The sequence below is a fragment of the Desulfobacterales bacterium genome (assembly GCA_021647905.1).
In the GTDB taxonomy this organism is placed as follows: Bacteria; Desulfobacterota; Desulfobulbia; order Desulfobulbales; family BM004; genus JAKITW01.
This window is the reverse complement of the sequence record JAKITW010000024.1, coordinates 1-23,340: the sequence shown is the minus strand read 5'-3', so window position 1 is coordinate 23,340 and position 23,340 is coordinate 1. Positions and strand designations below refer to the sequence as shown.

Below are 23,340 nucleotides of genomic sequence, written 5' to 3'. Positions count from 1 at the left end.
AATATCCCCTGTCCCCTGTCCCCTGTCCCCTGTCCCCTGTCCCCTGTCATCTGTCATCTGTCTTCTGATACCAGCGGCCCAGTCGCCCGGACGACAGCCCGAGCAGATGGCCGGCAATGATCAGTTGATTACGCAGGGTGGTGCGGACGATCCCCAGCCGTTGCCAGCGCCGGGCCGAGGTTACGGCCCGGATCGGCAGGAGGGCGATCTTGCCCCGGCGCCGCAGCCGTCGTACCAGTTCGAAATCCTCCATCAGTTCCAGGTCCGGGAACCCGCCTTCCTGTTCAAATACCGCGCGCCGGAGAAACAGGGCCTGATCGCCGTAGGGGAATTGCAGGAGTCCGGAACGGAGGTTGATCAACCGCTCAAGCAGGCGAAAGCCCGGGCCCGGCCCGTCAATGAGCAGCCGGAAGGCCCCGGCCGCGGTGTCCGGGTTGGCGGCGACCCGGCATACCTGTTCGGAAAACCCGGCCGGCAACAGGGTGTCGCTGTGGAGAAAGAGAAGGATCTCGCCTTGGGCCGCGGCCGCGCCGGTGTTCATCTGCCCGGCCCGGCCCGGTTGGCTGGTTATCACCCGAGCCCCGGCCGCAACGGCGATCTCCCTGGTCCGGTCGCTGCTGTGGCCGTCCACCACGATGATCTCCAGCCCCTTTTCGTTTTGAATACGGGCCAGGGTGGCGGGCAGGAGTTTTTCCTCGTTCAAGGCGGGGATGATGATCGACAGCCCGGGATCGGACAGCGGGCGGGCCAGGGGATGATTCTTCAGCTCTGCCAGATCCTCCGGCCGGTCCATGTCCTGGAGCGGTTCCAGCAGATGCATTGTCAATCCCTGCTTTCTCGCCCGGGCTTGGGTCAGGGCAAGCACCGCGCCGGTACCCCAGGGCATATCAATAAACAGCTCCGGCAGTCTCCGGCCCATGCCGATACAGTAATAGCCCCCGTCCCGGGCCGGGCCGATGACCAGATCGACCTCTTTGAGGCGCTCCAGTGCGGCGGCCATGATCGCCCTGCTGAGCCCGGGGCAGTCGCTGCCCACCACCAGTACCCGCCCGGCGCCCGCCCCAAAGGCCGCACCAAATGCCCGGGCCATCTTTTCGCCCAGATCTCCGGTGCCCTGCTCCAGACAGGGATAATCATTCCCGAGCCACTCCTTCATCCGGGCCCGGTCGCCGCCCTGGTAGCGGATCTCCGCGGCCAGGGTTCTGGTCTCGGCCAGGAGTTTGATCCGGTCCAGGGTCTGTTCGGTCATCCGCTGCTGGAGGGCGGCGGCCCCTTTTGCGCCCAGCAGCGGAATCAGCCGGGTCTTGGCCCGGCCCGGTTCGGGATAGCGGGTAAAGAGGATGATCCGTTCGGCAACGGCTTTTGCAGGAGCTGTTATTTTACCGGCACCCGTGATCACAGTTTCCCCTTATGATTCCTGCCTGGTGATGAGTTGCCCGGGTTCTGTTATATTACAAAAACCATGGTAGCCGCTTCCGCAAAACGAAAAAAGAAAAAATCTCCCCTTGCCTTTCGGGAGCGGACCTATCGCGCCCTGGTGGAAACCAACGGGCTGGTCTCCTCCCGGGTCATGGTGGCTGAGACCGATCTCCATATCCTGGCCCCTGGCGAGGTGACCGGTCCGGCCCGGGAGGGTGTTTACCGTTACCGCGCCCAGTTGGAGAATTATATTGTCCGTAATCCCGGATTTTTAAAATCCCTGCGACCCCTGCCCGCTGATCCCCTGGCCCCGCCCATTGTCAAACAGATGCTGGCCGCCGGCCTGACCGCCGGTGTCGGTCCCATGGCCGCGGTGGCCGGGGCAATGGCCCAGTTCGTCGGCCAGGACCTGCTGGCCGCCGGAAGCAGTGAGATAATGGTGGAGAACGGCGGCGATATCTTCGTTCTGCGCAACAAGGACTGCACGGCTGCTATCTTTGCCGGGGATTCGCCCTTGAACCAGCGGGTGGGGGTGAAGATCCCGGCCGGGAGGATGCCCCTGGGGATCTGTACCTCGTCGGCATCGGTGGGCCATTCCCTTTCCCTGGGCCGGGCCGATTCGGTGACCGTGCTGTCCCGCTCCACCCCGCTGGCCGATGCGGCAGCCACCCGGCTGGGCAACGAGGTGATCGACAAGGACTCGATCAACCGGGCCCTGGAGGTTGCCAGGACCATTCCCGGGATTCTCGGGGTGGTGATTATCATGGGCAGTCAACTGGGGGCCTGGGGAGGGATGGACCTGGTCCGGCTCGATTGAGTGAGGGTGCCTCAGGAAGCCGGCTTCTCCTCCCGGGGGTGCAGCAGATTATAGGAGACGCCCAGCCGGCGGACCAGATCAAGGAAGCTGTTGGGCAGGGGCAGGTGCCGTTCCTTGAGCAGGACTCCGAAGCGGGCGGCTTTTTTGAGGACCTCCGTGCTGTCAACCCCCTGCTGGTGGTCACAGAGACACTGCATTCGCAGGGCATCGGTCAAGGGGATGCGCAGGGAGGCGAAGTTGTCGGCAACGGCCTTGAGTTCCTCTTTGATCTGTTGTTGATGCTCCCTGGCAAAGGATGCAAAGGGTTCGTCCCGGCGGGGAGTGCCGAAGAGTTCGTTGACCACCGCGCCGCTGAGCCGGCTGATAAAGGCCGGCGGCCGCTCCTGGTTCCCGGCGGCAAGATGTTCCTGCAACTGCTTGAAAAAGATCATCTTGACCATATCGACCCCTTGCCGGAGGGTGGCGAGCAGTTTGCTTTCAAAGGGTTGGTCCTGTTCTGTTTTCTGTGAGATGGTCATGTTTCGTTGTTATTGCACCCAGGAAGGCATTATCGTTGTTTATAAAGAGTTTTGCAACTTGCTTCTTTTGTCTTTTTATAGTGAGATACGGAACGTTCGGCAAGGGAAAAGCCGGTTTTTTCGGCCGGCATTAGACGGAATGGAGATTCTTCCGTTCCAGGTGCTATTCTTAACTTAAGGACTGACTCATGCCCTCTATTCAACCCGTTATCCTGGCCGGTGGCAGCGGCTCCCGGCTCTGGCCCCTGTCCCGGGAGTTGTATCCCAAACAGATATTAAACCTTGTTAACGAGAAATCACTGCTCCAGGAAACCGTGAACCGGGTCATGGGGCTGGCGGGGATTATGACTCCTGTGCTGGTGGTGGGCGAGGAACACCGCTTCCTGGTGCAGAACCAGATCGAGGAACTGGCCTTCAGCGAGTCGATGCCGATCATTCTCGAGCCGGTGGGCCGCAACACGGCCCCGGCGATCTGTGCCGCGGCCCAGTACTGCCTGCGCAACAATGATCCGGACACGGTGTTGCTGGTCCTGCCCTCTGATCACTTGATCCTGAACCGGGACGCCTTTGCCGCGGCGGTGAGCGAGGCGGCCCGGCTGGCCGGGGAAGGGCGGCTGGTGACCTTTGGAATCAAGCCCCATGTGCCGGAGACCGAGTATGGCTACATGGAAAAGGGCGAGGGCCATGGGGTCATCTCCTTTGTCGAAAAGCCGGACAAGGAGACCGCGATCCGCTACCTGGAGCAGGGCAACTATTTCTGGAACAGCGGGATGTTCGCCTTTACCATCGGTTCTTTCCTGCGGGAGATGGAGACCCATGCTCCCGGGATCCATGCCGCGATGCAGCGGTCAGTGGACCGCGGCACTGTGGACGGATCGTTCTTCCGCCTGGACCGGGCGGCCATGACGGCCTGTCCCGAGGACTCCATTGATTACGCCTTGATGGAAAAATCCGGCCGGGTGGCAATGGTGCCGGTGGACCTCGGCTGGAGCGATATCGGCTGCTGGCAGTCCCTCTGGGATGTGTCGGCGCGGGATCAAGCCGGCAACCTGGCCCAGGGCGATGTGCTGCTCGAGGATGTACATGACAGCCTGGTGTGGTCCGAACATCGGCTGGTGGCGGCGGTGGGCCTGGAAAAGATCCTGGTGGTGGAAACCGCGGACGCGCTCCTGGTGGCGCCCCTGGATCGCTCCCAGGAGGTGAAAAAGATCGTTGCGCGGCTCAAGGCGGAAAACAAGGACGAATACCGGCGGCACCGGACCGTGTACCGGCCCTGGGGCAGCTACACCATCCTTGAGGAGCGGCCCCGCTTCAAGATCAAGCGGCTGACGGTCAATCCCGGGGCCAAGCTCTCCCTGCAGATGCACCACCACCGCTCCGAGCATTGGGTGGTGGTACACGGCACCGCCCGGGTGATCTGCAATGACAAGAGCTTTCTTCTCCAGGAAAATCAGTCCACCTATATCTCGGCCGGGGACCGGCATCGTCTCGAAAATCCGGGCGCCATTGTTCTCGAATTGATCGAGGTCCAGAACGGCAGCTACCTGGGCGAGGACGACATTGTCCGGTTTGATGATGAATACGGCAGACAGAAGACGGCTCACGGATGACAGAGGGCGGAACAAAACCGGAGGCAGGAAATGAAACAGAAACTACTTTATATAACGGTTGTTTTGTGCGCCTGTTGTTTTTTCTGGGGCATCGCCCTGGCAGGGACTGGCAACCCGTCAAAAAACAGTCCGGAAACCGGAAAAGATAAAAAAATCGCCCTGCTTCAAGGCCGGCTTGACGAGCTTGCCGGAAAAATAAAAATTGCGGACCGCTTTATTTCCAGGGCCAGTCTTGTGCAAATGGATTCTTCAGCCATGCTGGGCATACTTAATGAGGTCCGGGGCGGGCTTGAAGGTGTTTTCTCCAAAGACCAGTGGGAAAACAGAATTATTCCAAAAACGCATGACACCGGTTTTATATCCAGTTGTAATAATTTTAAAAAAAACATTGATGGGCTGGTCGGGGCAGGGCCGCCCGAAGATCTGCTGAAAAATATTAAAGAGTTGTCATCGGCCATGGAGACTGCTGTCGCGGCTGTGGCGCTTTTTGGAAAAACAGTCGGAATGAAATCAGCACAGGTCCTGGAAAGACTTGAGCAGGAAAAAAGCCCTGTCATGGATCTTCCTGAAATAAGGGCCAAAGACAATAATGCGATAAAGGAAGCCATTATTGTCATGACCAGGGCCGGCTGGCTTGAAAAGAGCATTGAGCCGGCCCGCAACGCCTTGCTTGGGTTTGAGGATAAACTTTCAAAAACCGTGCGCGCCGTGCAGTTCCTGTCCTTGTCATGGCGGGAGAAAAGCGTGCTTACAGAGTTTGAAATCCAGCAGGCGAAAATGACTGAGTTATAAAACAAAGGACAATTAACAAGTGAATAAAAAATATAAACTTATCGGATTGTTGCTGGCCTGCGTTTTTATGGTTTCCGTTTTTCCGGCAGCAGGCTTCTGCGAATATGACCAGGTAGCAAGGCTTGAGGAGTTAATCGCAAAGACCACGGAAAAAAAACAAAAGGTTGACAATGTTCTTGTAGGCATGAAATCCCAGGCACAGAGTCTTACCAGTGCCCGGCAAGGGGTTGTTGATGCCTACAAACTCCTTGTCAGAAAAAGGCAAAAACTCAATGCGATTCAATCCTGGAACGCCTTTGTGGGCTTTGTCAACGTGGGATTCACGGCCCTTCAGAAAATCAATCCAGGCAGTTCCGTGGCCGTGGCAACCGCCACCTTTTTGCAGGACCGTGCATCCGAAGCCCTTCCCAATCCACCGTTTCAGGCAAAAATGGAAAGGCTTTCCAGGAGCTTCAACAGCATGGCCCCTGCGTTAAGACAGTTGGACAAGGTGTGCTCGTTGAGTGACCAGGAAGTGGCTGACCTGCTTGTCTCGCGCGGATTTGTAAAAAATTCATGGCTGACGCGCTGGAAAACCACACCAGAGGCAGTGAAAAACAGCGCCGCGGTGATAACCGGCAGAACAACTTTTATACTTGAAAGAATAGGTCCGGCCCTGGGCGCCCTTTTTAATATCAAAAAAGAGATGGATTCCGGGATTGCCATGGCCCTTGCCTATGTTGACCAGCTGGAACAGGAATCAGCAAGGCTTGGTGCTGACATCAAATCATATGAGCGGCAAATAGGGCTGGTCAAGGCATATGAAAAGGCTGGTGCGCCCAAGCCGCTGCCAAAACCAGTGGAAACCTTCTATCCCGGCCCGTGCCCGCCCGAAGCGTACGGCCAGGCCTTTTCAGGTGTAAAGGCCGCGTGGAGCAGCCTTAAAAGCAATGCCATTGATGGAGACTCCTATCGCGCCATAAAAAGAGAAAAAAGCAGTTCCGCCTGGGCCCATTATAACCAGGTGCTGAAGCCTTTTGACGACGCATATCAAAAGGCATGGAAAAGCTATCTGCACACCTCCAGGGTCGTTCTTCCCTCGATACCAGATTCTAAAACCCGGATGCGGGTTTATCGTGCGGCCATGGCCCGGCTAGCCGCGGCAGGGGCACAATATGATACCGCCCGGGCCAGGGAATATAAAAAAATTCAAAGCCAGTTTTTTAAGCCGTTAAAGGAATTTTATAAAAAGGAAAAACAGGAGCAGGAAGCATGCGCGGCGTTTATAAGAAAATATAATTCATGGCTTGACCAGCGCATAGGATACACGGCCAATGACTGGAAGCACGGGACCTCGGCCTTGACAACTGAAACAAGCACGATTCGCCAACTCGACGCCTACAGCGGATCCTCCCTTTATTTGCTGGCATGGTGGCCGTCATCCAGGTTGAGCAGGATAGCCTCGGCCATGCAGGGGCTCCCCTGGACCCCGTTTCTCGGCGCGGGCAAAGTTTATGCAAAATGGCTTGAAGAGATTAAAAAACTGGAAGACAAGGCCCGGGAGATCAAACAGTATTGCAACAGTTCAGACCAGCGGTTTCATGGGCTTGCCCAGGAGCTTGACGCCTTTGGCAAGGAACTTTCCCAAAACATCGAGGTCTGGATGTATGTGAGCGGCTGGGAAGTCTCCAGGGGTCTGTCCGCAACCCTTTCCACAGCCCTGACGCTCTATGAGGCCAACCGGGAAGTTGGACAGGCAAATATGACGATGTATATGACCCGGATCCAAGAGGCCGCCGACAAGGCATCTGAAATAACCCGGGCAATGGCGGCCGAGCCTTCAATAACAAAAAAAGCCGGGCAAGCGATTCTGGCCAGGATTGATGCCTTTAATGCTTTTCGCCATGGAAACGTGGTACAGCGAGGCTCCATTGTCAGGGATATCTTGGAAGGAAATGGAATAACCCGGGAGAACCTGGACAAAATAAGGGCGCTGCTGCCGACGCTCAACAACCCGGAAGTCCTTGAAAAGCATGCGCTTACGCTTTTGCCGGGGGAGGCTGGATATGATTATAAGTTTGCCCGACTTGTAGATCCCGGGTTTTTCAAAACCATCGAGAAAATATGCAGGATGCGGTTGAATTACGCCAGTGCCGGGCGGTCCGCTTATGAGTCGGCCTTCAGCAGCTATGCCTCGGATCAATCAGCCCTGGAATCAGCCCTGGCGCAACTTGAAAAAAAACTGGCAAGCGTTGCCCCCGCCATGTTGGGTTTTGTCTCTGCCGAGAATGTGACCAGGGATTGGATCAGAAAGAACAAGCCGTCCTTCCCCCCGGGTCTTTCAAGCAACTGGGTCCCCCCGGATCCAGCCTATTTTTATGATCCAATACCTTCTGACACGGCTTATTTAAAGAAAGTTGAAAGGCTTCTGGCAAAGTACCAGAAAATTGTCCTGCCTGTTTTTGAAAGAATGAAAAAGGGAGGCTATAAAGAAGTTCGCCTGCTCGATGAAATGGCAGCGGAACTGAAGAAGATTACACCCGGCTGGATTAATCTTGAACCAGGGGATTTCAGCACCAGATACAATAAGTACAGCTCAACAGCCTATAATCTTTACAGGACCGTCCAGGGGAAAGGATGGGGCGGCCCCGGCACACCGGTGACCAAGGCCTATTTGAAGGTGATGCGCATATTGAATTCCATATCAACGCGCCATGCAGATAAACAGAACCGCACCCGCATAATAAAAGGGCTTGAGCTGACTGTAAGGTCAATAACCGGTTTTTTAAAAGAGCCTGACAGGATGGGAGGGCCGGCTTCCGCTAAATCCTGGCAAGACGAGATCTTGCGCAAGGCCGGCCCGGAATCAGAGGCCCGGGGCTTTAAAACAGATCCCCGGATCGCGGGTTTGATAAACAGCTTGCTGGGACTTGAGAAAAAATTGGGGAATTATATTGAAAGCGCTGAGAAACAAAAGGTTGCTCAAGCAATGGCCCTGATTCATGAGCTTTATAAAAAATTCGCGTCCTTTTATTCCAACAAGGATATAAATTCGCTTTTAAGCCTCATATCACCGGGCTGGTCAGCGTCTGACGGCTCCGGCATTGATGATATAGAAGAACTTCTGGACAATTCATTTTCTGTTTTTGACAATATCAAATATGAACTGAAGGATCTCAAGATCAAGCCGGCCGGCAACGGGGATTTCCAGGTTACCTATACCTCCAGGATAACCGGCCAGATTTTGGACCAGGACCTGGAACATAATGAAACATCCCAGGTTAGCGACATTGTGAGGATAAAAGACGGCCGGGCCATAATCATGAAGACCATGGGTGGTTGTTTCTGGCAATAAGAAAGGAGTTGCGGAGATTTCAAGGCTGGCGGTTGTTTTTCCTGAATCCGTGACGGCTTGAGATGATATTGCATCCCGTCCCGGCGGCCTTGATTTCCAGCCGGCTGCCCACTGAGTTTCCGGGAGCAGCTGATATATGCGTCGGGAATTGGGGCGGGCCAGGACGGCCGCCCTGTTTTTTACCCCGGTCCCAGAAGCGACTTCCTGTCACCTGCCGGCAGGACAATCTCGAACTCGGCGCCCCCCTCCTTTCCGTTCCTGGCGGTGATCGTGCCGCCGAGTTGGTCGATGATCTGTTTGACAATGCTCAGGCCCAGGCCATTGCCCTTTTTCTCCCCCTTGGAGGTGAAGAAGGGAGAGAAGATCCGGGACAGATTTTCCGCCGGGATCCCAGGGCCGGAGTCCTTGATCATGAAGTAAACCGTCCCGCCCCCCGGCTGCCGGCCGGCGGCCAGGATAAGTTCGCCCCGGCCATTCATGGCCTGGCTGCTGTTCATCTCGATGTTTCGCACCACCTGTTCCAGCAGGAACTGGTCACCCTTGATGACCAACGGACAGTCAGCATAGGACCTGGTGATGGTCAGACCCTTGAGCACCCCGCACAGGACCATGGTTTCGGTAACCGAGTCCAGGACCTCGCAGAGATCAACCTCTTCCTCCCTGGAGTCCCGCGGTCGGCCCAGGTCCAACAGGGCCCGGGACAGCTTCACCAGGTCATTCGTGGTTTTGAATATTTTATCCAGGTCGGTGCGAATCTTCTGCGGGATCTCATCCTGGAACTGCAGCAACTGGCAATAGCCCATTACGGTGGTGAGAATATTGTTGATCTCGTGGCCGATCGAGCTGGCAATGATGCCCAGGCTCGCCTGTTTCTCAATCAGCAGCAAATGTTCTCTCAGCTGCTGTTCGTTTTTTTGGAGCAATTGGTTCTTTCTGAAAATGATTTGCGCGTAATAGCCGTAAAACAAGCCGATAATCATACCCACCAGCGTATAAAGCAGGGCCATCGGCAACATGGCCGGTTGAAAAGACATGACGATATTCTTGAAGACGCCGTCCCAAAAATCATCTCCAACGTTCTTCGACCGGTAATAGGTGAAGTGGTAGATGACCATGGTGACCGGGTGGAAAAAGAAGTAGCCGATCAGAGCACCGACCAGCGAATGGCTGACCATGGGGTTTTTGAGCGTTCTCCTGATCATGGCATATACCTGGCCTCGGCACCCTTGCCACTGAGTATCTTGCCTGCGGGGGATGGAGATCCAGGCCGCGGGCAGAGGACGGAAGAATCAGCGCTGAGCAACGAGCGCTGTCTGCTGTCTCCTGAAGTTATAAAAACGGCTGCAGGGCCTCGGCAAACCTGCGGGCCATGATTGCATACCCGTCTCCATTGGGATGGATCCGGTCGCTCATCAGTTTCGGGTTGTTGATGATCCCGTCCAGCACATCCGGGACCAGCACCGCGCCGACCTCCCGGGCCAGTTCCCGGTACCCGCTGCCATAGCCCCGGTCAAGGAAGGGGATTCTTATCCCGCCGACAACCACCAGCCCGCCCTGGTCCTGGATGGCGGTGACTATCTTTTTCAACCTGGCAAAAGTGGCTCCCCGCAGGGCCCCGTTCTTGAGATCATTGCCGCCCAGGGTGATGAGCACGATCCCGGGTTTCCTTGTTAATACGTCCCGTTCCAGCCGGGCCAGGGCGGTGGCGGTGGTGTCACCGGGAATACCGGCGTTGATCACCGGCCGGTTGATCAGTTTTGCCAGTTGGCCGGGATAGTCCCGGCCCTCGGGCGCGCCGGTACCGTGGGTCAGGCTGTCGCCGAAACAGACGATCACCCGGCCGGCCGGGCGGGCATTGCGGATCTCCGTGCCGGAGCCGGCTGAAAAGAGCTTGTAGATCCCAACGGCCGACAGCAGCAACGCAACGGTGATGAGCAGGGCTTTTTTCCCGGTCACTGGAGATCTCCTTGACTCATCTGCCACGCATCCGCCAGCGCCTTATTTCAGAATCAACACCGAAGAGCCGGTGGCATGGATGAGCTGGCTGACCCGGTCCTTTGAGAAGAGCTTGGTAATGAAGGATTTTTTCCCCAGCCAGAGACCGACCAGGTTCTTGGGGGCCTTGCGGGCCGCGAACTCCTCCATCTCCGTTGCTTCCACCAGGGTGATCCAGGCCTTGATGCCCCGGGCCGCGTAATATTTCAATACCTCGCCCATCTTGGCCTCCACCCCTTCCTTGAGGCCCTTGGCCGCGGCCAGGCCGACGATTTTCAGCTCCGCCTGGTGGAGGGTGACCAGTTGGTTGATTATCTCCAGTGACTCCTGGCTGACATGGGTGTGGTCGAGAAAGCAGACCACGGTATTGACCTTTTTTTCCTCTTTTACCACCAGGACCGAACAGGAAGCAAGATTGGCAACCCGGGCCGGCAGCTCAATGGTGCCCGTCCACCCCGGTTCATTGCCCGGCCCGGCGCCGATGATGATAAAATCACTGCCCTCGGCATGGCCCTGGTCAAGGATCGTTTCCAGGGGGTCGCCGGCCCGGATGCACAGCCGCAGGCTCTTCCTGGTCTGGTGGTCCACGGCCGCCTCCCAGGCGCCGGCAGCGGTCCGGGACCAGGTGGTGGCGCATTCGCCGTTGCCGTACGGCGAGGCAGGCCCGTCCTTGCCACCCAGAAATGCCTGCTGATACCGGCAAACCGCTGCGCCCAGGTTCCGGTCAGGGGCGGTGGCGTTGCCGGATTGAATACCGAGAATGGTCACATCCGCCCAGGTGTTGACGGCCAGCCGGGCCGCTTCCCGGGCCGCAACCGCGCTGTAGGGTTGTTCGTCGACTGCTACCAAGATCTTCATGAATGTTCTCCTCACACCCCGTCCCAAGGTGCTGTTGCTGATAAGTCCTTTTTCAGGTCTTGGACCCGGTTGCCGTTGGCCCGACCCTGGCCTGTTTTATTTTACAGGCCCTTTGGCAGAAAGTCGCCATGAAAGTGCGGTCCTTGCCACCACCACTACCGGCAGAGCAGGAGCGGATTGGGCAGCATGGCCAGCAGTTCGTAACGGGGGCTTTTCCGGGATGGAAAGGTCGAGGCCACCAGGCCGTAGCTCCGCAGGTGGTCGACAACCTGCTCCGGCGAGCCCTGGATCACCTGGACCTTGTCGGCCCTGCGGCCGGCCTTGGCCAGGATCGCCTCGGCATTGTCCAGGTAGGTGCCTGCCTCGGCCCGGTCCTCCAACCGCACGGTTCCCCCTTCCCGGAACTTGTAATACAACAGGTCAACAATGACCGGGGCATCCTGGAAGAGGTGGGTGAAGCAGGGGACCAGCCGGGTGCAATCAACGCTTTCATTGGTGAGCAGCAGGACCTTGTCCAGGGGGACCAGGTTTTTCACCACCAGGGCCGGCCGGTCCATTTTTCGATATAGCTGACTGCCGAGCAGGGCGTAAAAATCATTGACGCTGGCGGTGTTGAGGTAGCCTTCAATATAAAGATCGTAGGAAAACCGCTGCAGTTCGTCAAGGATCTCGGCCTGGCGGTCGCCGACCAGGACCCTGGGAACCCCGGCCAGCCGGCAGTCCACCTTTTCGGTCCGCAACAGCCGTTCCACCTCCTGGCGTCCCGCGGCCACCAGCCCCTGCTCCCAGGAGCGCCGTACCCAGCCGCTGCCCGAGGAGTGGCTTTTGTGGTCCGGTTCCTCCACATGGATCGGCTGGATGGCCATGCCGGTCAGGTTGGCCAGCGCCCCGGCATAGCGCAAGGCAATGCTCGATGCCAGGTTCTCATCCACATAAACGAGAGATATCATCATGTCGCCACCCCTTGTCTTACTGTTTTTTTAAGGCTTTTTGGTTCTGTCGCTGTCTGGCCTCGGCCCGGCTGACGACCTCGGCGATTTCGCTCAGCTTGAAGGGCTTGGCCAGGAAGTCGAATACCCCTTTTTGGAAGGACTCCTTGGCGATCTGCATGGTGGCAAAGCCGGTGATCACGATCACCTCGGTCCTGGGGGAACGCTCCTTGACCTCGGTCAGAAACTGCATGCCGTCCACCCCTTCCATCTTGAGATCAGTGATCACGATGTCGAAATTACGTTCCCAGATCCGCTGCAGGGCGGCAACGCTTTCGGTAAATGTCTCCACCTCATAGCCTTTTTTCTCCAAAGAGGGCTTGAGTCGCTTGCTGACGATCGGTTCGTCGTCCAGAAGTAAGATGCTGGTTTTGCCTTCATTCATGGCCGTCCTCCAATAAGGTGTTGAATTTTTGTATGGAATCGGTAATCCGGCGGTCGCTGCCCATCTGGACATCGAGCTGCCTGGTAAAGCCCACCAGGAGGCCGAGGACGTACAACCGTTGCTGCATGTCAGCGGCTGGAAATTTTTTTACTCGGGCCACCACCAGGTCGCCATGCACCTCAACGCGGAAGTCGTGCTGCGCCAGCACCTTGCCCAGGAATTTTGCCCTTCGCGACCGGCGCACCGTGTCTGTGACTCCGCCGAAGAAACGGAAGTAGGCATAGTTGTCATTGATATTATCGGTCAGGTAGGCATCGATCATGGTGAAATGGTAACCCAGCCGCAGGCTGATGTTGGCATATTGCCGGGAGATCACCGCCAGGTTCTGGCCCACGTAGCGGGGGCTGGCCAGTTCAGTGGAAAAGGTCCGGGTGAGGCTGGACATGAAGCTGCCGAAATCTATGGACATGGGCTCGTTGTCCCAGGCACCGGGTTTGGCCAGACCCTGCAGGAGACCCTGCATCGGCGCCGAGACCACCTGTTCCAGGAGAATTGTTTTACCGGCCCCGGGGAGCAGACCGCCGCCGATGTCGATCATCACCAGGTCCAGGGGGATCTTCCACTTGAGCCGGCCGGCAATGGTCTTGGGGTCGTAGCGATGGTAGTAGTTGCGGTCGATCAACTCCTCCACCGCCTTTTCATGGATGTACCGGGTAATGTCGTGCAGGGTCCGGCAGGCGGCCGGGGTGAAGTCGCGGTCAGTGGGGTCCAGCAGGTTCAGCGGCGCTATCCTGGTCAACACCTGCCGCAGCAGCCGGTACTCGTAAGTCTCCTCAATGGCCTCCGCGGCAAAGCTGTACTGTTCAAGCTCCTTGACCCGGCCGGCGTAGACCACGTTCTCCTCGGCGTCGATGGTGATCTCCCGGCCCTGGGCCAGCAGCGTGGTGGCGTCACCGGTGTTGAGGATCGCCGGCACCCGGAACTCCCTGGCAATGGTGCCCAGGTGGCTGGTGGGGGAACCGACGTCGGTAATCAGACCGGCGGCCCTGGCCAGGGCCCTGGCCAGGATGGGCGAGGCCTGCTTGGCCACCATGATGGCGCCGGCGGGAAAGCGCTCCAGGTCGAGGTCGTTGCGGATCAGGAAAACCGGTCCGGTGCCGATACCCTTCTGGGCCACGCATCCCCGGTCATGGAGAAGAACAGGGTATTTGCTGCCCAGGTCGGCAAGATCGGCGGCCCGGGGCGCGGTGTGCGGCTTGACCCGGAGCTGCCGGGCCTGGAGGAGTACCAGCTCTCCCTGGTGGTCGATGGCGAACTCCATGTCCTGCGGCCGCTTGAAGTATCTCTCGACCAGCATCCCGCACTCGGCAATCCGGCTGAGTTCGTCGTTGCTGAGGCAGGGCCGGGTCTGCATTTCCGGGGACAGGGGCTGGCTGACGGTCCCCCCCTCCGGCGCCGGCCGGACGGTATTCTCCTTGTTTACCACCTTGAGTTCAAGTACTGAAAAGGGCGGATGGCGCTCCACCACGAACTGATCCGCGGCCCGGCCGGCGACCACCGTGGTGCCCAGTCCCCAGGCGGCGGCGATCAGCATGGCGTCCCTTTCCGGTCTCTGGGGGTCAACGGTATACAGGACCCCGCCGCTGCGGGCGTCGATCATCTCCTGGCAGGCCACTGCCATTGCCACCTCACTCTCCTTGAACCCCTGGCGGCACCGGTATTCCAGGGCCCGTTCACTGTAGGCGCTGGCCACTACCTGGCGGTAGGCATCCTCAAGCCGGACGGCCGGTACGTTCAACAGGCTGGCATACTGGCCGGCAAAGGAAAGCTCGCTGTCCTCGCCCCAGGCGCTGCTGCGCACGGCAAGAAAGCCCCGGCCCGAGCCCGGGGCCGGCCAGAGCCCCCCCACGGCCCGATGTATTTCCTTGGCAAGTCCGGGCGGCAGGGGCGCGGCCAGGATCAGTTCCTGGATTTTTTGCGCGGCCCGGCGGCCGGATAACTGCTTCGTCTCCCAGGCCGTTAGTAACGGTTCCATTTTCCCGGCCAGCTTGTTGTGGTCAAGAAAGGCGTGAAAGGCGGTGGTGGTGATCGCGAACCCCATGGGAATCCGCAGCCCCAGCACCGCGTGCAATTCGGCGAGGTTGGCGTTCTTGGCGCCCACCGCGTCGATCATATCCCGGGCAAGCTCATGGTAGGCAATCACCAGGCCGGCGTCCTTGACCACCGGCCGGCCGGCCTGGATTTCATCGAGTTCCTCCTGGATGCGGTTAAAGGTATCGGTCAGGGCCAGGTACTTGCGTGGGGCGATGTAGTCCAGATTGTTGATAAGTCTTTGCACGAGATCGGCCAGTTCCCTACAGAGTGAATGAATATATTGCTGGTCAAAGATGTAATCGCCGCCCAGTTTGTCATTGGCCTCGGCAATCAGCTCCAGGACCTGGTTATTGGTTTCCAGGATCTCCTGAAACTTTTTGAAGATCGCGACAAAGGGCTGCCTGGGGTTCACCGGCTGGTGCCCCAAAATTCGTTTTGCCCGTTGCCAGAGCCTTTTCATCACCCCTCCTTCACATCCGCGTGCCGGCAGACACAGGGCACCGGCACGATCTCCGGTTCGCTGTGTTGCCTGTTGCCAGTTTAGTTCGTCCAGGCCTTGAGTACACCTTTTTTTGTGCCCGGACGCCCTTTGGCGCCAGGGGCCGATCCGGCCGGCCGCCGGCACGGGATGCGAAGCACGGCAACAGCTGTCAGTGGGCGCCGCCCTTGTCCTTGAAGACGATGCCGATGAACAGGCCGGCGGCCAGGGCGATCAGCACCGCCATGACCCCGTAGAGCAGGGCATGGTCAAAGGCCAGGCTCGCCAGGCGGGCTGGAAAGCCGACCTCCTTGATCTCCAGGTTCCGGCCGGCCTGATCAACGACCTGGCGGTCCCTGACCGCGAACACCTTGACCAGGTACTGGCCCGGCGTCATCCGGGGCGGGATGGTGATGTCGACCGTAAAGGTCTTGCCGTCCCCGTCCGGGGTCCCGTACCGGACAACGTCCAGATGGCGGCCGTAGATTCCCTGGCTCTGTTTCATTTTGATGAACTCATTAAACATCAAGCTCTTGTCCTCGGTTGCCGGGCTGATCTCCACCTCTTTTTCAAGGGCCGCAAAGCCGACCAGATGATCAACGCTCTTCCCGCCGTCCGGACCGCCGTAGAGCATAAAGGCCCGGGGGGTATGGGCAAAGGTCACATCGCCGATATTCATCCACAATATCCCGGCGGCCTTGCCCTTTTTCTTGAGATGTACCTCCTCTCCCTCGCCGTTCAAGCGGACCAGGGCATCGGTGTCAGCGGGAATCCGACCGGTCACCTTGATGGTGGTGCCGTTGTAAAAGGCGCTGATCAGCACCTGTTGCGGCTCTAGTTGCATCGAGGTCTCTGCCGCGGCCGGGACTGTGATCAGAACAGCGGCCGCCAGGATACAAATTGCGGTCAGTGCTTGTTTTAACATCTTAATGACCTCCTTTCATGACGAGCATGATATCAGGCGGAAGCAGCAGGTCGGCCAGCATTTTGGCGCATACCAGCAGCACCAGGCAGGCCAGCAGGATCTTCAGCTGATCGCCCTTGAGTTTCTTGCTGATCTTGGTGCCGACCTGGGCGCCGATGGTAGAGCCCAGCAGCAGCAACAGGGCCAGCACGAAATCCACCGTATGATTACTCACCGACTGCATGATGGTGACGTTGACGCAGGTAAAGAGGATCTGGAAAAGGCTGGTTCCCACCACTACATGCATGGGCATGCGCAGCAGGTAAACCATGACCGGCACCATGATAAAACCGCCGCCGACCCCCATGATCGCGGCGAGAATCCCCACCAGGGTGCCGAAGATAAGCGGCAGCAACAGCGAGATGCTGATCCCGGATTTTTCAAAATGGGTCTGCAGGGGCAGTTTGTTGAGGAGCCGGGCATAGGCTGATTCCTTTTTCGGCTTGACCTCCCTGGTGACCGCCTTTTCCTTTTTCAGACCCTGCAGGCTTTCAAAAAACATGTAGGAGCCTACCCCGCCCAGCATCAGGACGTAGGTAACGGTAATCAGGAAGTCGGCATTGCCCAGGGCTCGCAACACCTTGATGACCTGGACCCCGAGCGTGCCGCCGATAACGCCGCCGATCAGGAGCAGAAATCCCATCTTGAAATCAACATTGCCCAGCCGCCAGTGGGCCAGGGTGCCGGACGTGGAAGCGCCGACGATCTGGTTTGAGTCGGTTGCCGCGGCCACGGTGGCCGGGATACCGAACATGATGAGCAGCGGCGTCATCAGGAAGCCGCCGCCGACCCCGAAGATGCCGGACAACAGCCCGACAAAGCCGCCGAGGCCGAAAATGGTCAGGATGTTTACACTGTTTCCCGCGATGGGGAGATACATATGCCACATGGTAGTTTCCACCCTCCTGAGAGTTTTTTATCTGTCCCTTGCCGGGCCCGGAGTACGGGTCCGGAAGATGCCGATTCCTGCCGCGGTATCCGATCCGTCAGTCGTAACCGCTCAAGCCGATGTAGGCTCCCATGGTCCCCCTCCTTGTTTGTTGGCCTCGCAAAACCGGCCGCCACAGACGCAACCCTGATGGTAACTGCGTGAAAACCCCAGATACATGGCGCGTCGACGCCACCATTTTTCACGAGGTTGTTTTCTTGTAATTGACCATGGGAGTATGACCCCACGGATCATTTATATGAAAGTCGCCATCAAACGCCATCCTTGCCATGCGGAACGACGTCCTTGATTATTCCGTTGTGGCCGGCCGACATGGTCCAGCCTGCTGGGTTATATGAAAGTCGCCCCGGCTCCGGGGAGATTTTCATTGTTTGCTGTGGCTGCGGCCTGAAATCTGGTCCAGCCATGCTGGTTGGCGCCCGGGCCCGGACCCGTAAGCGGGCACAGGTGGCGCAGATTCGCATGGGCCCAAAGGACCGGATGACCCCGGCGGTCGGTTATGCGGGCCGGAGTGATCGTGCGAAGCTGCAACCGGGGCAGTTGCCATGGGCTGTTTGCAAGGACGGTGCCAAACATTGAACCGGCCGGAGCAGGGATTGGCATGGGGGGTGGAAAACCACCATGCTTAAGCAAGTTAAGCAAAAATAAAATATCCGCGATCAGCACTGCATTACTGGCGGTGCCAGTCATTCCGGCTGTCCGCGTTTCATAATGAAACTACGGCAGGGAAAAGGGGCTAACCATCCGGCAGAATGGGTAAACCAGGCCCTGGGCAAGACACAGTATGTTTCAAAATGAAAAATAAGAGATTTGCAACCAGTGGCCATGCGCACGGGTTCAGGTTATTGTTTCAGGGTTGGCCCGGCCGGCCAGGCCGAACTTTTTCATCCGCCGCCAGAGGGTGGTGCGGGGGATCTTGAGGATGGAACTGCTCAGGTTCTTGTTATAGCCGGTACACTCCAGCACCTTCTGGATGTGGCGTTTCTCCATCTCATCGAGGCTGAGCAGATCGCCGCCGGCCAGGCCGTCCAGGGCCCGGCTCTGGAGGTGTTCGGGCAGGTCCCGCACCCGCAGCGCCCGGCTGTCCGCCAGGGCCACGGCACGCTGGATCATGTTTTCCAGTTCCCGGACATTGCCGGGAAAATCATAACCCCGGAGCAGGTCGAGGGCTGCCGGCGAGATGCGGTTGACCCTTTTGCCGAATGTCTGGTTGAACTTATCGATGAAGTGGGCGACCAGGAGCGGGATGTCGTCGCGCCGCTTGGCCAGGCGCGGCAGGTGGATGCCGACCACGTTCAGGCGGTAATAGAGGTCCTCGCGAAAGGAGCCGGCCTGGACCGCGGCCTCCAGGTTGCGGTTGGTGGCGGCGATGATCCGGATATCAAGGTCAATGGGCTGGATGCCGCCCACCCGGAGTACCTGCCGTTCCTGGAGGACATGCAGGAGTTTGACCTGCATGGTCAGCGGCATCTCGCCGATTTCGTCCAGAAAGACGGTGCCGCCGGCCGCGGTCTCGAACAGGCCGGCCTTGGTGGCGGCGGCGCCGGTAAAGGCGCCCTTTTCATGGCCGAATAGTTCGCTGCAGATCAATTCCTCGGTAAAGCCGCCGCAGTTGAAGTAGACAAAGGGTTGCTCTCTCCTGGGGCTCAGGGCATGGATGGCATAGGCGGCCATCTGTTTACCGGTGCCGGTTTCCGCCTGCAGCAGAACATTGCAGTTGACCTGGGCCACCTTCTGGACCATGGCGAAGATTTCCTGCATGGCCGGGCTGGCGCCGATGAGACCGGGGATGGCATGGTCCTTGCCGGCGGCCAGCTTCAGCCGGCGGTTCTCTTCCCGCAGTTGCACCTTTTCGCGGGCCCGTTGGGCCAGCAGGTGGATATCGTGGCGCTTGCAGGGTTTGGTAATGTAGTGAAAGGCGCCCCGCTTGGTGGCCTCGATAGCGGTCTCGATGGAACCGTGGCCGGTGATGATGATCGCCTCGGTGTCCTCAAAGGCCTGCTTGACCAGAGAGAGGATTTCCAGACCGTCCAGGTCGGGCAGGTTGAGATCAATGAACACCACCTGGAAGGGCTGCTGGCGCATGCGGGCCAGAAAGGGGCGGCCGGACAGGAAGGTCTCCACCTGGTAGCCGTCCTGGTCGAGTACCCGTTTGACCAGACGGCAGGCGGTTTCCTCGTCGTCAATGATCGCTATCCTCATCATCATGGATTCCATTGCTTGGTCTGTTGGCAGAGGTCGGCAGAAAGATTGAAAAGGTGGTACCGACATTCACCTTGCTGCGCACCTCGACATAGCCGCCGTATTTTTTGATGATCCCGTAGACTATGGACAGGCCAAGTCCGGTGCCCTTGCCCACCGGCTTGGTGGTGAAAAAGGGATCAAAGATGTACTCCAGCTTCCCGGGTGGAATTCCACAGCCGGTGTCGTTGAAATCAATCTGCACGTAACCCTCCGGTCCGGCCTTGCCCTCGATGTGGATCAGGCCGCCGCCGGACATGGCCTGGATGGAGTTGAGGAAAAGGTTCAGGAACACCTGCTGGAGCTTCTGCGGGTCGCCGTGTACCAGGGGAAGGGTGTCCGGTACGTAGTCTTCCAGCCAGATCGATTCCAGCCGCAGCTGGTTGCGGATCAGGGCCGCCGAGGTCTCGATCACCTCCTTGATGTTCAACAACCCCTCGGCGGGCGGCGTTTCCCGGGAAAAGGAGAGCAGATTGCGGACCACCTTGCTGGCCCGGTCGGTCTGGACGATGATGTCGTCGATCATCTCCAGGGCCTCCTGCTGGTCTATGGAGTCGTATTCGTCCTTCAAGGTGTCGGCGGTGAGCGAGATATTGTTCAAGGGGTTGTTGAGTTCATGGGCGATACCAGAGGAAAAGGTGCCGATGGCCGCCAGTTTTTTGGCCTGCAGCAGTTGCTCCTGCTTGGTCTCGATCTCCGCCGCCATCTTGTTGAAGGCCTGTACCAGGCTGGAGATCTCGTCGTTCTTGGTTATCTCGTCCCGGATCGGGGTGAAATTGCCGCTGGCCACCTTGCGGGTGGCCTCTTGCAGGCCGGCGAGCCGCCTGAGGATATTCTGGGTCTGGAAGAAGAAAAGGCTGAGGATGAAGACAAAGACGCCGCCGGTGGCCATGACAAAGGCGTAGAGGGTGGTATGCAGGGCATTATGGAACTGCTGGCGTTTGTAGTTTAGGAATCGCTGGCTGAAATCGACCATCTCCTTGCCGTAGCGCCGCAGGGTCGCGGCATCGTCCGGGCTGATTTGCTTCTTGTTTTCGATCAACCGGCGATAGGCGGTGAGATTGGCGAGAAAGGATTGATACTCTTGTTCTCCGGCCGCGTCGATAATGCTCTTGGCCAGCCGGCTCGAATCCCGGTCAATGGTGTCCAGGTAGAAGATTATTTCCTCCAGGTTGCCGGTGCCGAGGCCGTAGATGAAATTTTTTTCGTAGCGCCGCAGCTCAAGAACATTGTTGAACAGGCTGTAAAAATTTTCAATGATTCTCAGGTTGGCCTTGAGGGCAAAGATATTGATGGTATAGGCGAACGCCAGCAGGGTGACGAAACCCATGATGGCCACGAAGATTATTACCAGGCGATTGGAAATGGTCCGGCTTTTTCGATCCTTGTTTTTCATGGTCCCGGTTGGTAAACGGTTGCAGGGCCGTGGTTGCCGCCCTGCCCTGGTGAGCGGACTCCTACGGTTTTATCTTTGCCAACTGGGATATCTTGCCGATGGCGACGAAACTGTCGCCCCGGTGAAACACCTTGTCAGCTTTTGGTATGTACTGGTATTCCTCTTTGCCGTTGCTTCGAACCGCTATTACCTGAATATCAAAGGAACTCGTAATATCGATCTGGCGCAGGCTTTTCCCGGCCCAGTGCTCAACGGAAAACTCCTTAACCGCCATTGACTTGTCAAAGGGCAGATGTTCGATAAAGCCGGGCATGGCAATCCGGTTTGCTATCTGTTTGGCAGCCATGAATTCAGGGATAATAACCTCATCAACGCCTATCTTGTGCAATAATTTTTCATGATTCTTATGAATGGCCTTGGCCCAGACCCTTGGCGACCCCAATTCCTTTAGATACATTGAGATCATAACACTTGCGGCAATGGAATCGCCCACACTTATTAACACGTGCTCCAGGTCATGGATTCTGATTTGCTCCAGGGCCTCTCTGTTCATTGCATCGGTTTGGTAAACCTGGGTCAGGGAATGCTGGGCGGTTTTTATCTTTTCCCGGTCATTGTCAATCCCCAGCACCTCATGGCCGAGATCGATCAGAGTCTGGCCGAACTTCAAGCCAAATTTACCCAGCCCTATTATGCCGACTTGTAATTTCATTTTCGTTCACCAGGTTAGCCGATGGAAATTTTTTCTTCCGGCCGGGAATATAAAATATTCACCCGCAACGATTGCAATGCGGATAAAAGCACAAGTGGTCCAAGGCGACCAACGAACATCAAAAGAATAATAATGCTTTTTCCAAAGGGTGACAATTTCGTTGTCAGGCCGGTACTCAAACCAACCGTACCAAATGCCGAGACAACTTCAAACAGGATCTCGATGAACTGGCCCCTGGCCTGGGTATGGGGGATGTCCCCGCCCTCGGAGAAATCCAGAAGAATTACGCATGAAAAAACAAGTACCAACGAGAAAAATAAAAGAGTCAATGACTTGTTTATCGACTCCCGGTCAACCGCATATTTGCCGATAACGACCTGCCGCCTCCCTTTAATCTGGGCGGTTATGAAGGCCCAGAGAACGCGGAGTGTCGTGACCTTGATGCCGCCGGCGCAAGAACCCGGCGCGCCGCCGACGAACATGAGGAAGATCATGAACACAAGAGACACGTTGGTCATGTTGGCGATGTTCAAGGTGTTGAATCCGGCGGTACGGCAGGTGACTGATTGAAACAGCGAGGTGAGCACGGCCTGGTCAAAGGGCAAGTACTCCTTGAAGCTGATCAGTTCGGAGAAATAGATATACAGCCAGCCGGTGACGATGAGAAAGAGCGAGGTTTTTACAACAATCGTGAAATGCAGGCTGATGTTTCTGGCCGGCCGCCTTCCTCTTATCAGGGAAAGCAGGTGCGATTTGCCTTCGATAATGACTGAAAAGCCCAGCCCGCCCAGGATGATGAGGGCCATGATCGTCAGGTTGACCGGCCAGTTGCCCTTGAAAGGGATGAGGCTGTCCGGATTCAACGAGAACCCGGCATTGCAGAAGGCGGAAATTGAATGAAATAAAGCGGAGAAGATTGAAAAATTGAACGAACCGAGAAAATAGAGCAAGAGCGCTCCAGCCAACTCGATAACAAAGGTGACAACAACAATCTGGATGAGGAACTTGCCCAGATGAAAACTTGAATCATGGATAAGGCTCTGCCCCACGGCAATGCGATCCGTCAATGATATCCGGTTCTTCCACAGATAAAAGGCAAGACTGGTAAACGACATTATGCCCAGCCCGCCCAACTGGACAAGGATGATGATGATCGTCTGCCCGGTCCGGGAAAATCCGCTTCCCGTGTCAACCACCGTCAAACCGGTGACACAGGCGGCCGAGGTTGCGGTAAACAACGAATCAAGCCATGAAACCGCTTTTTCCTGGTAACTGAACGAACAGTGAAGAAGGATAGTCCCAATTAATATTGCAGACAGGAAAAAAACAATCGGTAACGATATCGGGGGAAATATGTTTTTTATTTTTAGATTCATCCCAAGGGGTTCATGAACGAAATAATGGTTTTCGCGGGTAAACATTGTCGGTCTCGCAACAACCCGCTCGACGGACGTGTGTCATGTTGTAACTTGTTGATTTTATTGGGTGGCATTTGAAGCCTTTCGGGTTGTTACGGGTTCATCAACATTCAGTAAACCCCCTCCTGTCGGGAAAGGGGTCTTCTTCTACCAACGGCCGCTCCATTGAGAAGGGCCGGCTGTTCATAACCAGGCTATCAAGCAGGAACTCGCTTCGCCGCAACGGCGATTCGGAACCCATAAGCATATCATGCCGAAGTTGTTTCAAATTCCGCTTTTGCCGTCACGGCCGCGGCTCAGGGTCCGCTACACCGTTCGCTATAAGAAAACCCCTTTCCCGGTCCAACCTCAAACGTACGGGGTTTACCGAA

20 protein-coding genes are annotated in these 23,340 nt (G+C 57.2%); 4 read left to right on the top strand and 16 right to left on the bottom strand.

All coding sequences use genetic code 11. The features are described from left to right. Positions 1–46 precede the first annotated feature (46 nt). Positions 47–1,399 (bottom strand): TIGR04283 family arsenosugar biosynthesis glycosyltransferase, encoded by a 1,353-nt coding sequence (locus tag L3J03_05550; protein MCF6290442.1) that lies wholly within the window; start codon positions 1,397–1,399, stop codon positions 47–49. A gap of 33 nt (positions 1,400–1,432) precedes the next feature. Between L3J03_05550 and L3J03_05545 the strand changes: the two genes are divergently transcribed. Further along, a complete protein-coding gene (locus L3J03_05545; GenBank protein MCF6290441.1) occupies positions 1,433–2,236 on the top strand; it encodes a UPF0280 family protein in 804 nt (267 codons plus the stop codon). 11 nt (positions 2,237–2,247) lie between these two features. Here L3J03_05545 and L3J03_05540 read toward each other — a convergent pair whose 3' ends face one another. Continuing rightward, positions 2,248–2,754: a hypothetical protein gene (locus L3J03_05540; GenBank protein ID MCF6290440.1), complete on the bottom strand. Its 507-nt coding sequence runs from the start codon at positions 2,752–2,754 to the stop codon at positions 2,248–2,250. Between the two features lie 188 nt (positions 2,755–2,942). Between L3J03_05540 and L3J03_05535 the strand changes: the two genes are divergently transcribed. Beyond that, positions 2,943–4,364 (top strand): mannose-1-phosphate guanylyltransferase/mannose-6-phosphate isomerase, encoded by a 1,422-nt coding sequence (locus L3J03_05535; protein MCF6290439.1) that lies wholly within the window; start codon positions 2,943–2,945, stop codon positions 4,362–4,364. A 30-nt stretch (positions 4,365–4,394) separates the two neighbouring features. Then, positions 4,395–5,156: a hypothetical protein gene (locus L3J03_05530; GenBank protein ID MCF6290438.1), complete on the top strand. Its 762-nt coding sequence runs from the start codon at positions 4,395–4,397 to the stop codon at positions 5,154–5,156. A gap of 420 nt (positions 5,157–5,576) precedes the next feature. On the opposite strand, the gene L3J03_05525 is transcribed toward L3J03_05530, so the two are convergent. Next, on the bottom strand, positions 5,577–5,861 hold the full coding sequence (locus L3J03_05525) for a hypothetical protein (GenBank protein MCF6290437.1): 285 nt from the start codon (positions 5,859–5,861) through the stop codon (positions 5,577–5,579). A 937-nt stretch (positions 5,862–6,798) separates the two neighbouring features. Between L3J03_05525 and L3J03_05520 the strand changes: the two genes are divergently transcribed. Beyond that, positions 6,799–8,490, top strand: a complete 1,692-nt coding sequence (locus L3J03_05520) for a hypothetical protein (GenBank protein MCF6290436.1) — start codon at positions 6,799–6,801, stop codon at positions 8,488–8,490. 179 nt (positions 8,491–8,669) lie between these two features. Here the strand turns inward: L3J03_05520 and L3J03_05515 are convergent, their stop codons facing one another. From L3J03_05515 to L3J03_05455, 13 genes are all read right to left on the bottom strand, one after another. Continuing rightward, positions 8,670–9,692, bottom strand: coding sequence for a HAMP domain-containing histidine kinase (locus tag L3J03_05515; GenBank protein ID MCF6290435.1), 1,023 nt, complete (start codon positions 9,690–9,692; stop codon positions 8,670–8,672). A gap of 127 nt (positions 9,693–9,819) precedes the next feature. Continuing rightward, positions 9,820–10,446, bottom strand: a complete 627-nt coding sequence (locus tag L3J03_05510) for a GDSL-type esterase/lipase family protein (GenBank protein MCF6290434.1) — start codon at positions 10,444–10,446, stop codon at positions 9,820–9,822. A 42-nt stretch (positions 10,447–10,488) separates the two neighbouring features. Further along, positions 10,489–11,343, bottom strand: coding sequence for a universal stress protein (locus L3J03_05505; GenBank protein MCF6290433.1), 855 nt, complete (start codon positions 11,341–11,343; stop codon positions 10,489–10,491). A 155-nt stretch (positions 11,344–11,498) separates the two neighbouring features. Continuing rightward, positions 11,499–12,296, bottom strand: a complete 798-nt coding sequence (locus L3J03_05500) for a universal stress protein (protein MCF6290432.1) — start codon at positions 12,294–12,296, stop codon at positions 11,499–11,501. Positions 12,297–12,312: 16 nt separating this feature from the next. Next, a complete protein-coding gene (locus tag L3J03_05495) occupies positions 12,313–12,717 on the bottom strand; it encodes a response regulator (GenBank protein ID MCF6290431.1) in 405 nt (134 codons plus the stop codon). Then, a complete protein-coding gene (locus tag L3J03_05490; protein ID MCF6290430.1) occupies positions 12,710–15,271 on the bottom strand; it encodes a hypothetical protein in 2,562 nt (853 codons plus the stop codon). The genes L3J03_05495 and L3J03_05490 overlap by 8 nt, the downstream gene beginning before the upstream one ends. 190 nt (positions 15,272–15,461) lie before the next feature. Then, on the bottom strand, positions 15,462–16,214 hold the full coding sequence (locus L3J03_05485) for a TIGR02186 family protein (protein ID MCF6290429.1): 753 nt from the start codon (positions 16,212–16,214) through the stop codon (positions 15,462–15,464). Between the two features lies 1 nt (position 16,215). Further along, positions 16,216–17,154 (bottom strand): sulfite exporter TauE/SafE family protein, encoded by a 939-nt coding sequence (locus L3J03_05480; protein ID MCF6290428.1) that lies wholly within the window; start codon positions 17,152–17,154, stop codon positions 16,216–16,218. Between the two features lie 885 nt (positions 17,155–18,039). Next, positions 18,040–19,410 (bottom strand): sigma-54 dependent transcriptional regulator, encoded by a 1,371-nt coding sequence (locus tag L3J03_05475; protein ID MCF6290427.1) that lies wholly within the window; start codon positions 19,408–19,410, stop codon positions 18,040–18,042. After that, positions 19,385–20,839: an ATP-binding protein gene (locus L3J03_05470; GenBank protein ID MCF6290426.1), complete on the bottom strand. Its 1,455-nt coding sequence runs from the start codon at positions 20,837–20,839 to the stop codon at positions 19,385–19,387. Before L3J03_05470 ends, L3J03_05475 begins: the two co-directional genes overlap by 26 nt. Before the next feature lie 61 nt (positions 20,840–20,900). Beyond that, positions 20,901–21,551, bottom strand: coding sequence for a TrkA family potassium uptake protein (locus L3J03_05465; GenBank protein ID MCF6290425.1), 651 nt, complete (start codon positions 21,549–21,551; stop codon positions 20,901–20,903). A 14-nt stretch (positions 21,552–21,565) separates the two neighbouring features. Further along, positions 21,566–22,789, bottom strand: a complete 1,224-nt coding sequence (locus tag L3J03_05460; GenBank protein ID MCF6290424.1) for an ATPase — start codon at positions 22,787–22,789, stop codon at positions 21,566–21,568. Between the two features lie 283 nt (positions 22,790–23,072). Continuing rightward, entirely contained in the window at positions 23,073–23,210 is a 138-nt protein-coding gene (locus L3J03_05455) for a hypothetical protein (protein ID MCF6290423.1), read from the bottom strand. Positions 23,211–23,340: the final 130 nt, after the last annotated feature.

Bases quoted from the DNA above. Each gene is read 5' to 3' on its own strand.
- L3J03_05540 (MCF6290440.1), bottom strand. From the start codon at position 2,754: ATGACCATCTCACAGAAAACAGAACAGGACCAACCCTTTGAAAGCAAA.
- L3J03_05535 (MCF6290439.1), top strand. From the start codon at position 2,943: ATGCCCTCTATTCAACCCGTTATCCTGGCCGGTGGCAGCGGCTCCCGG.
- L3J03_05530 (MCF6290438.1), top strand. From the start codon at position 4,395: ATGAAACAGAAACTACTTTATATAACGGTTGTTTTGTGCGCCTGTTGT.
- L3J03_05525 (MCF6290437.1), bottom strand. From the start codon at position 5,861: ATGGCAATCCCGGAATCCATCTCTTTTTTGATATTAAAAAGGGCGCCC.
- L3J03_05520 (MCF6290436.1), top strand. From the start codon at position 6,799: ATGTATGTGAGCGGCTGGGAAGTCTCCAGGGGTCTGTCCGCAACCCTT.
- L3J03_05515 (MCF6290435.1), bottom strand. From the start codon at position 9,692: ATGATCAGGAGAACGCTCAAAAACCCCATGGTCAGCCATTCGCTGGTC.
- L3J03_05505 (MCF6290433.1), bottom strand. From the start codon at position 11,343: ATGAAGATCTTGGTAGCAGTCGACGAACAACCCTACAGCGCGGTTGCG.
- L3J03_05500 (MCF6290432.1), bottom strand. From the start codon at position 12,296: ATGATGATATCTCTCGTTTATGTGGATGAGAACCTGGCATCGAGCATT.
- L3J03_05495 (MCF6290431.1), bottom strand. From the start codon at position 12,717: ATGAATGAAGGCAAAACCAGCATCTTACTTCTGGACGACGAACCGATC.
- L3J03_05490 (MCF6290430.1), bottom strand. From the start codon at position 15,271: ATGAAAAGGCTCTGGCAACGGGCAAAACGAATTTTGGGGCACCAGCCG.
- L3J03_05485 (MCF6290429.1), bottom strand. From the start codon at position 16,214: ATGTTAAAACAAGCACTGACCGCAATTTGTATCCTGGCGGCCGCTGTT.
- L3J03_05475 (MCF6290427.1), bottom strand. From the start codon at position 19,410: ATGATGATGAGGATAGCGATCATTGACGACGAGGAAACCGCCTGCCGT.
- L3J03_05470 (MCF6290426.1), bottom strand. From the start codon at position 20,839: ATGAAAAACAAGGATCGAAAAAGCCGGACCATTTCCAATCGCCTGGTA.
- L3J03_05465 (MCF6290425.1), bottom strand. From the start codon at position 21,551: ATGAAATTACAAGTCGGCATAATAGGGCTGGGTAAATTTGGCTTGAAG.
- L3J03_05455 (MCF6290423.1), bottom strand. From the start codon at position 23,210: ATGGGTTCCGAATCGCCGTTGCGGCGAAGCGAGTTCCTGCTTGATAGC.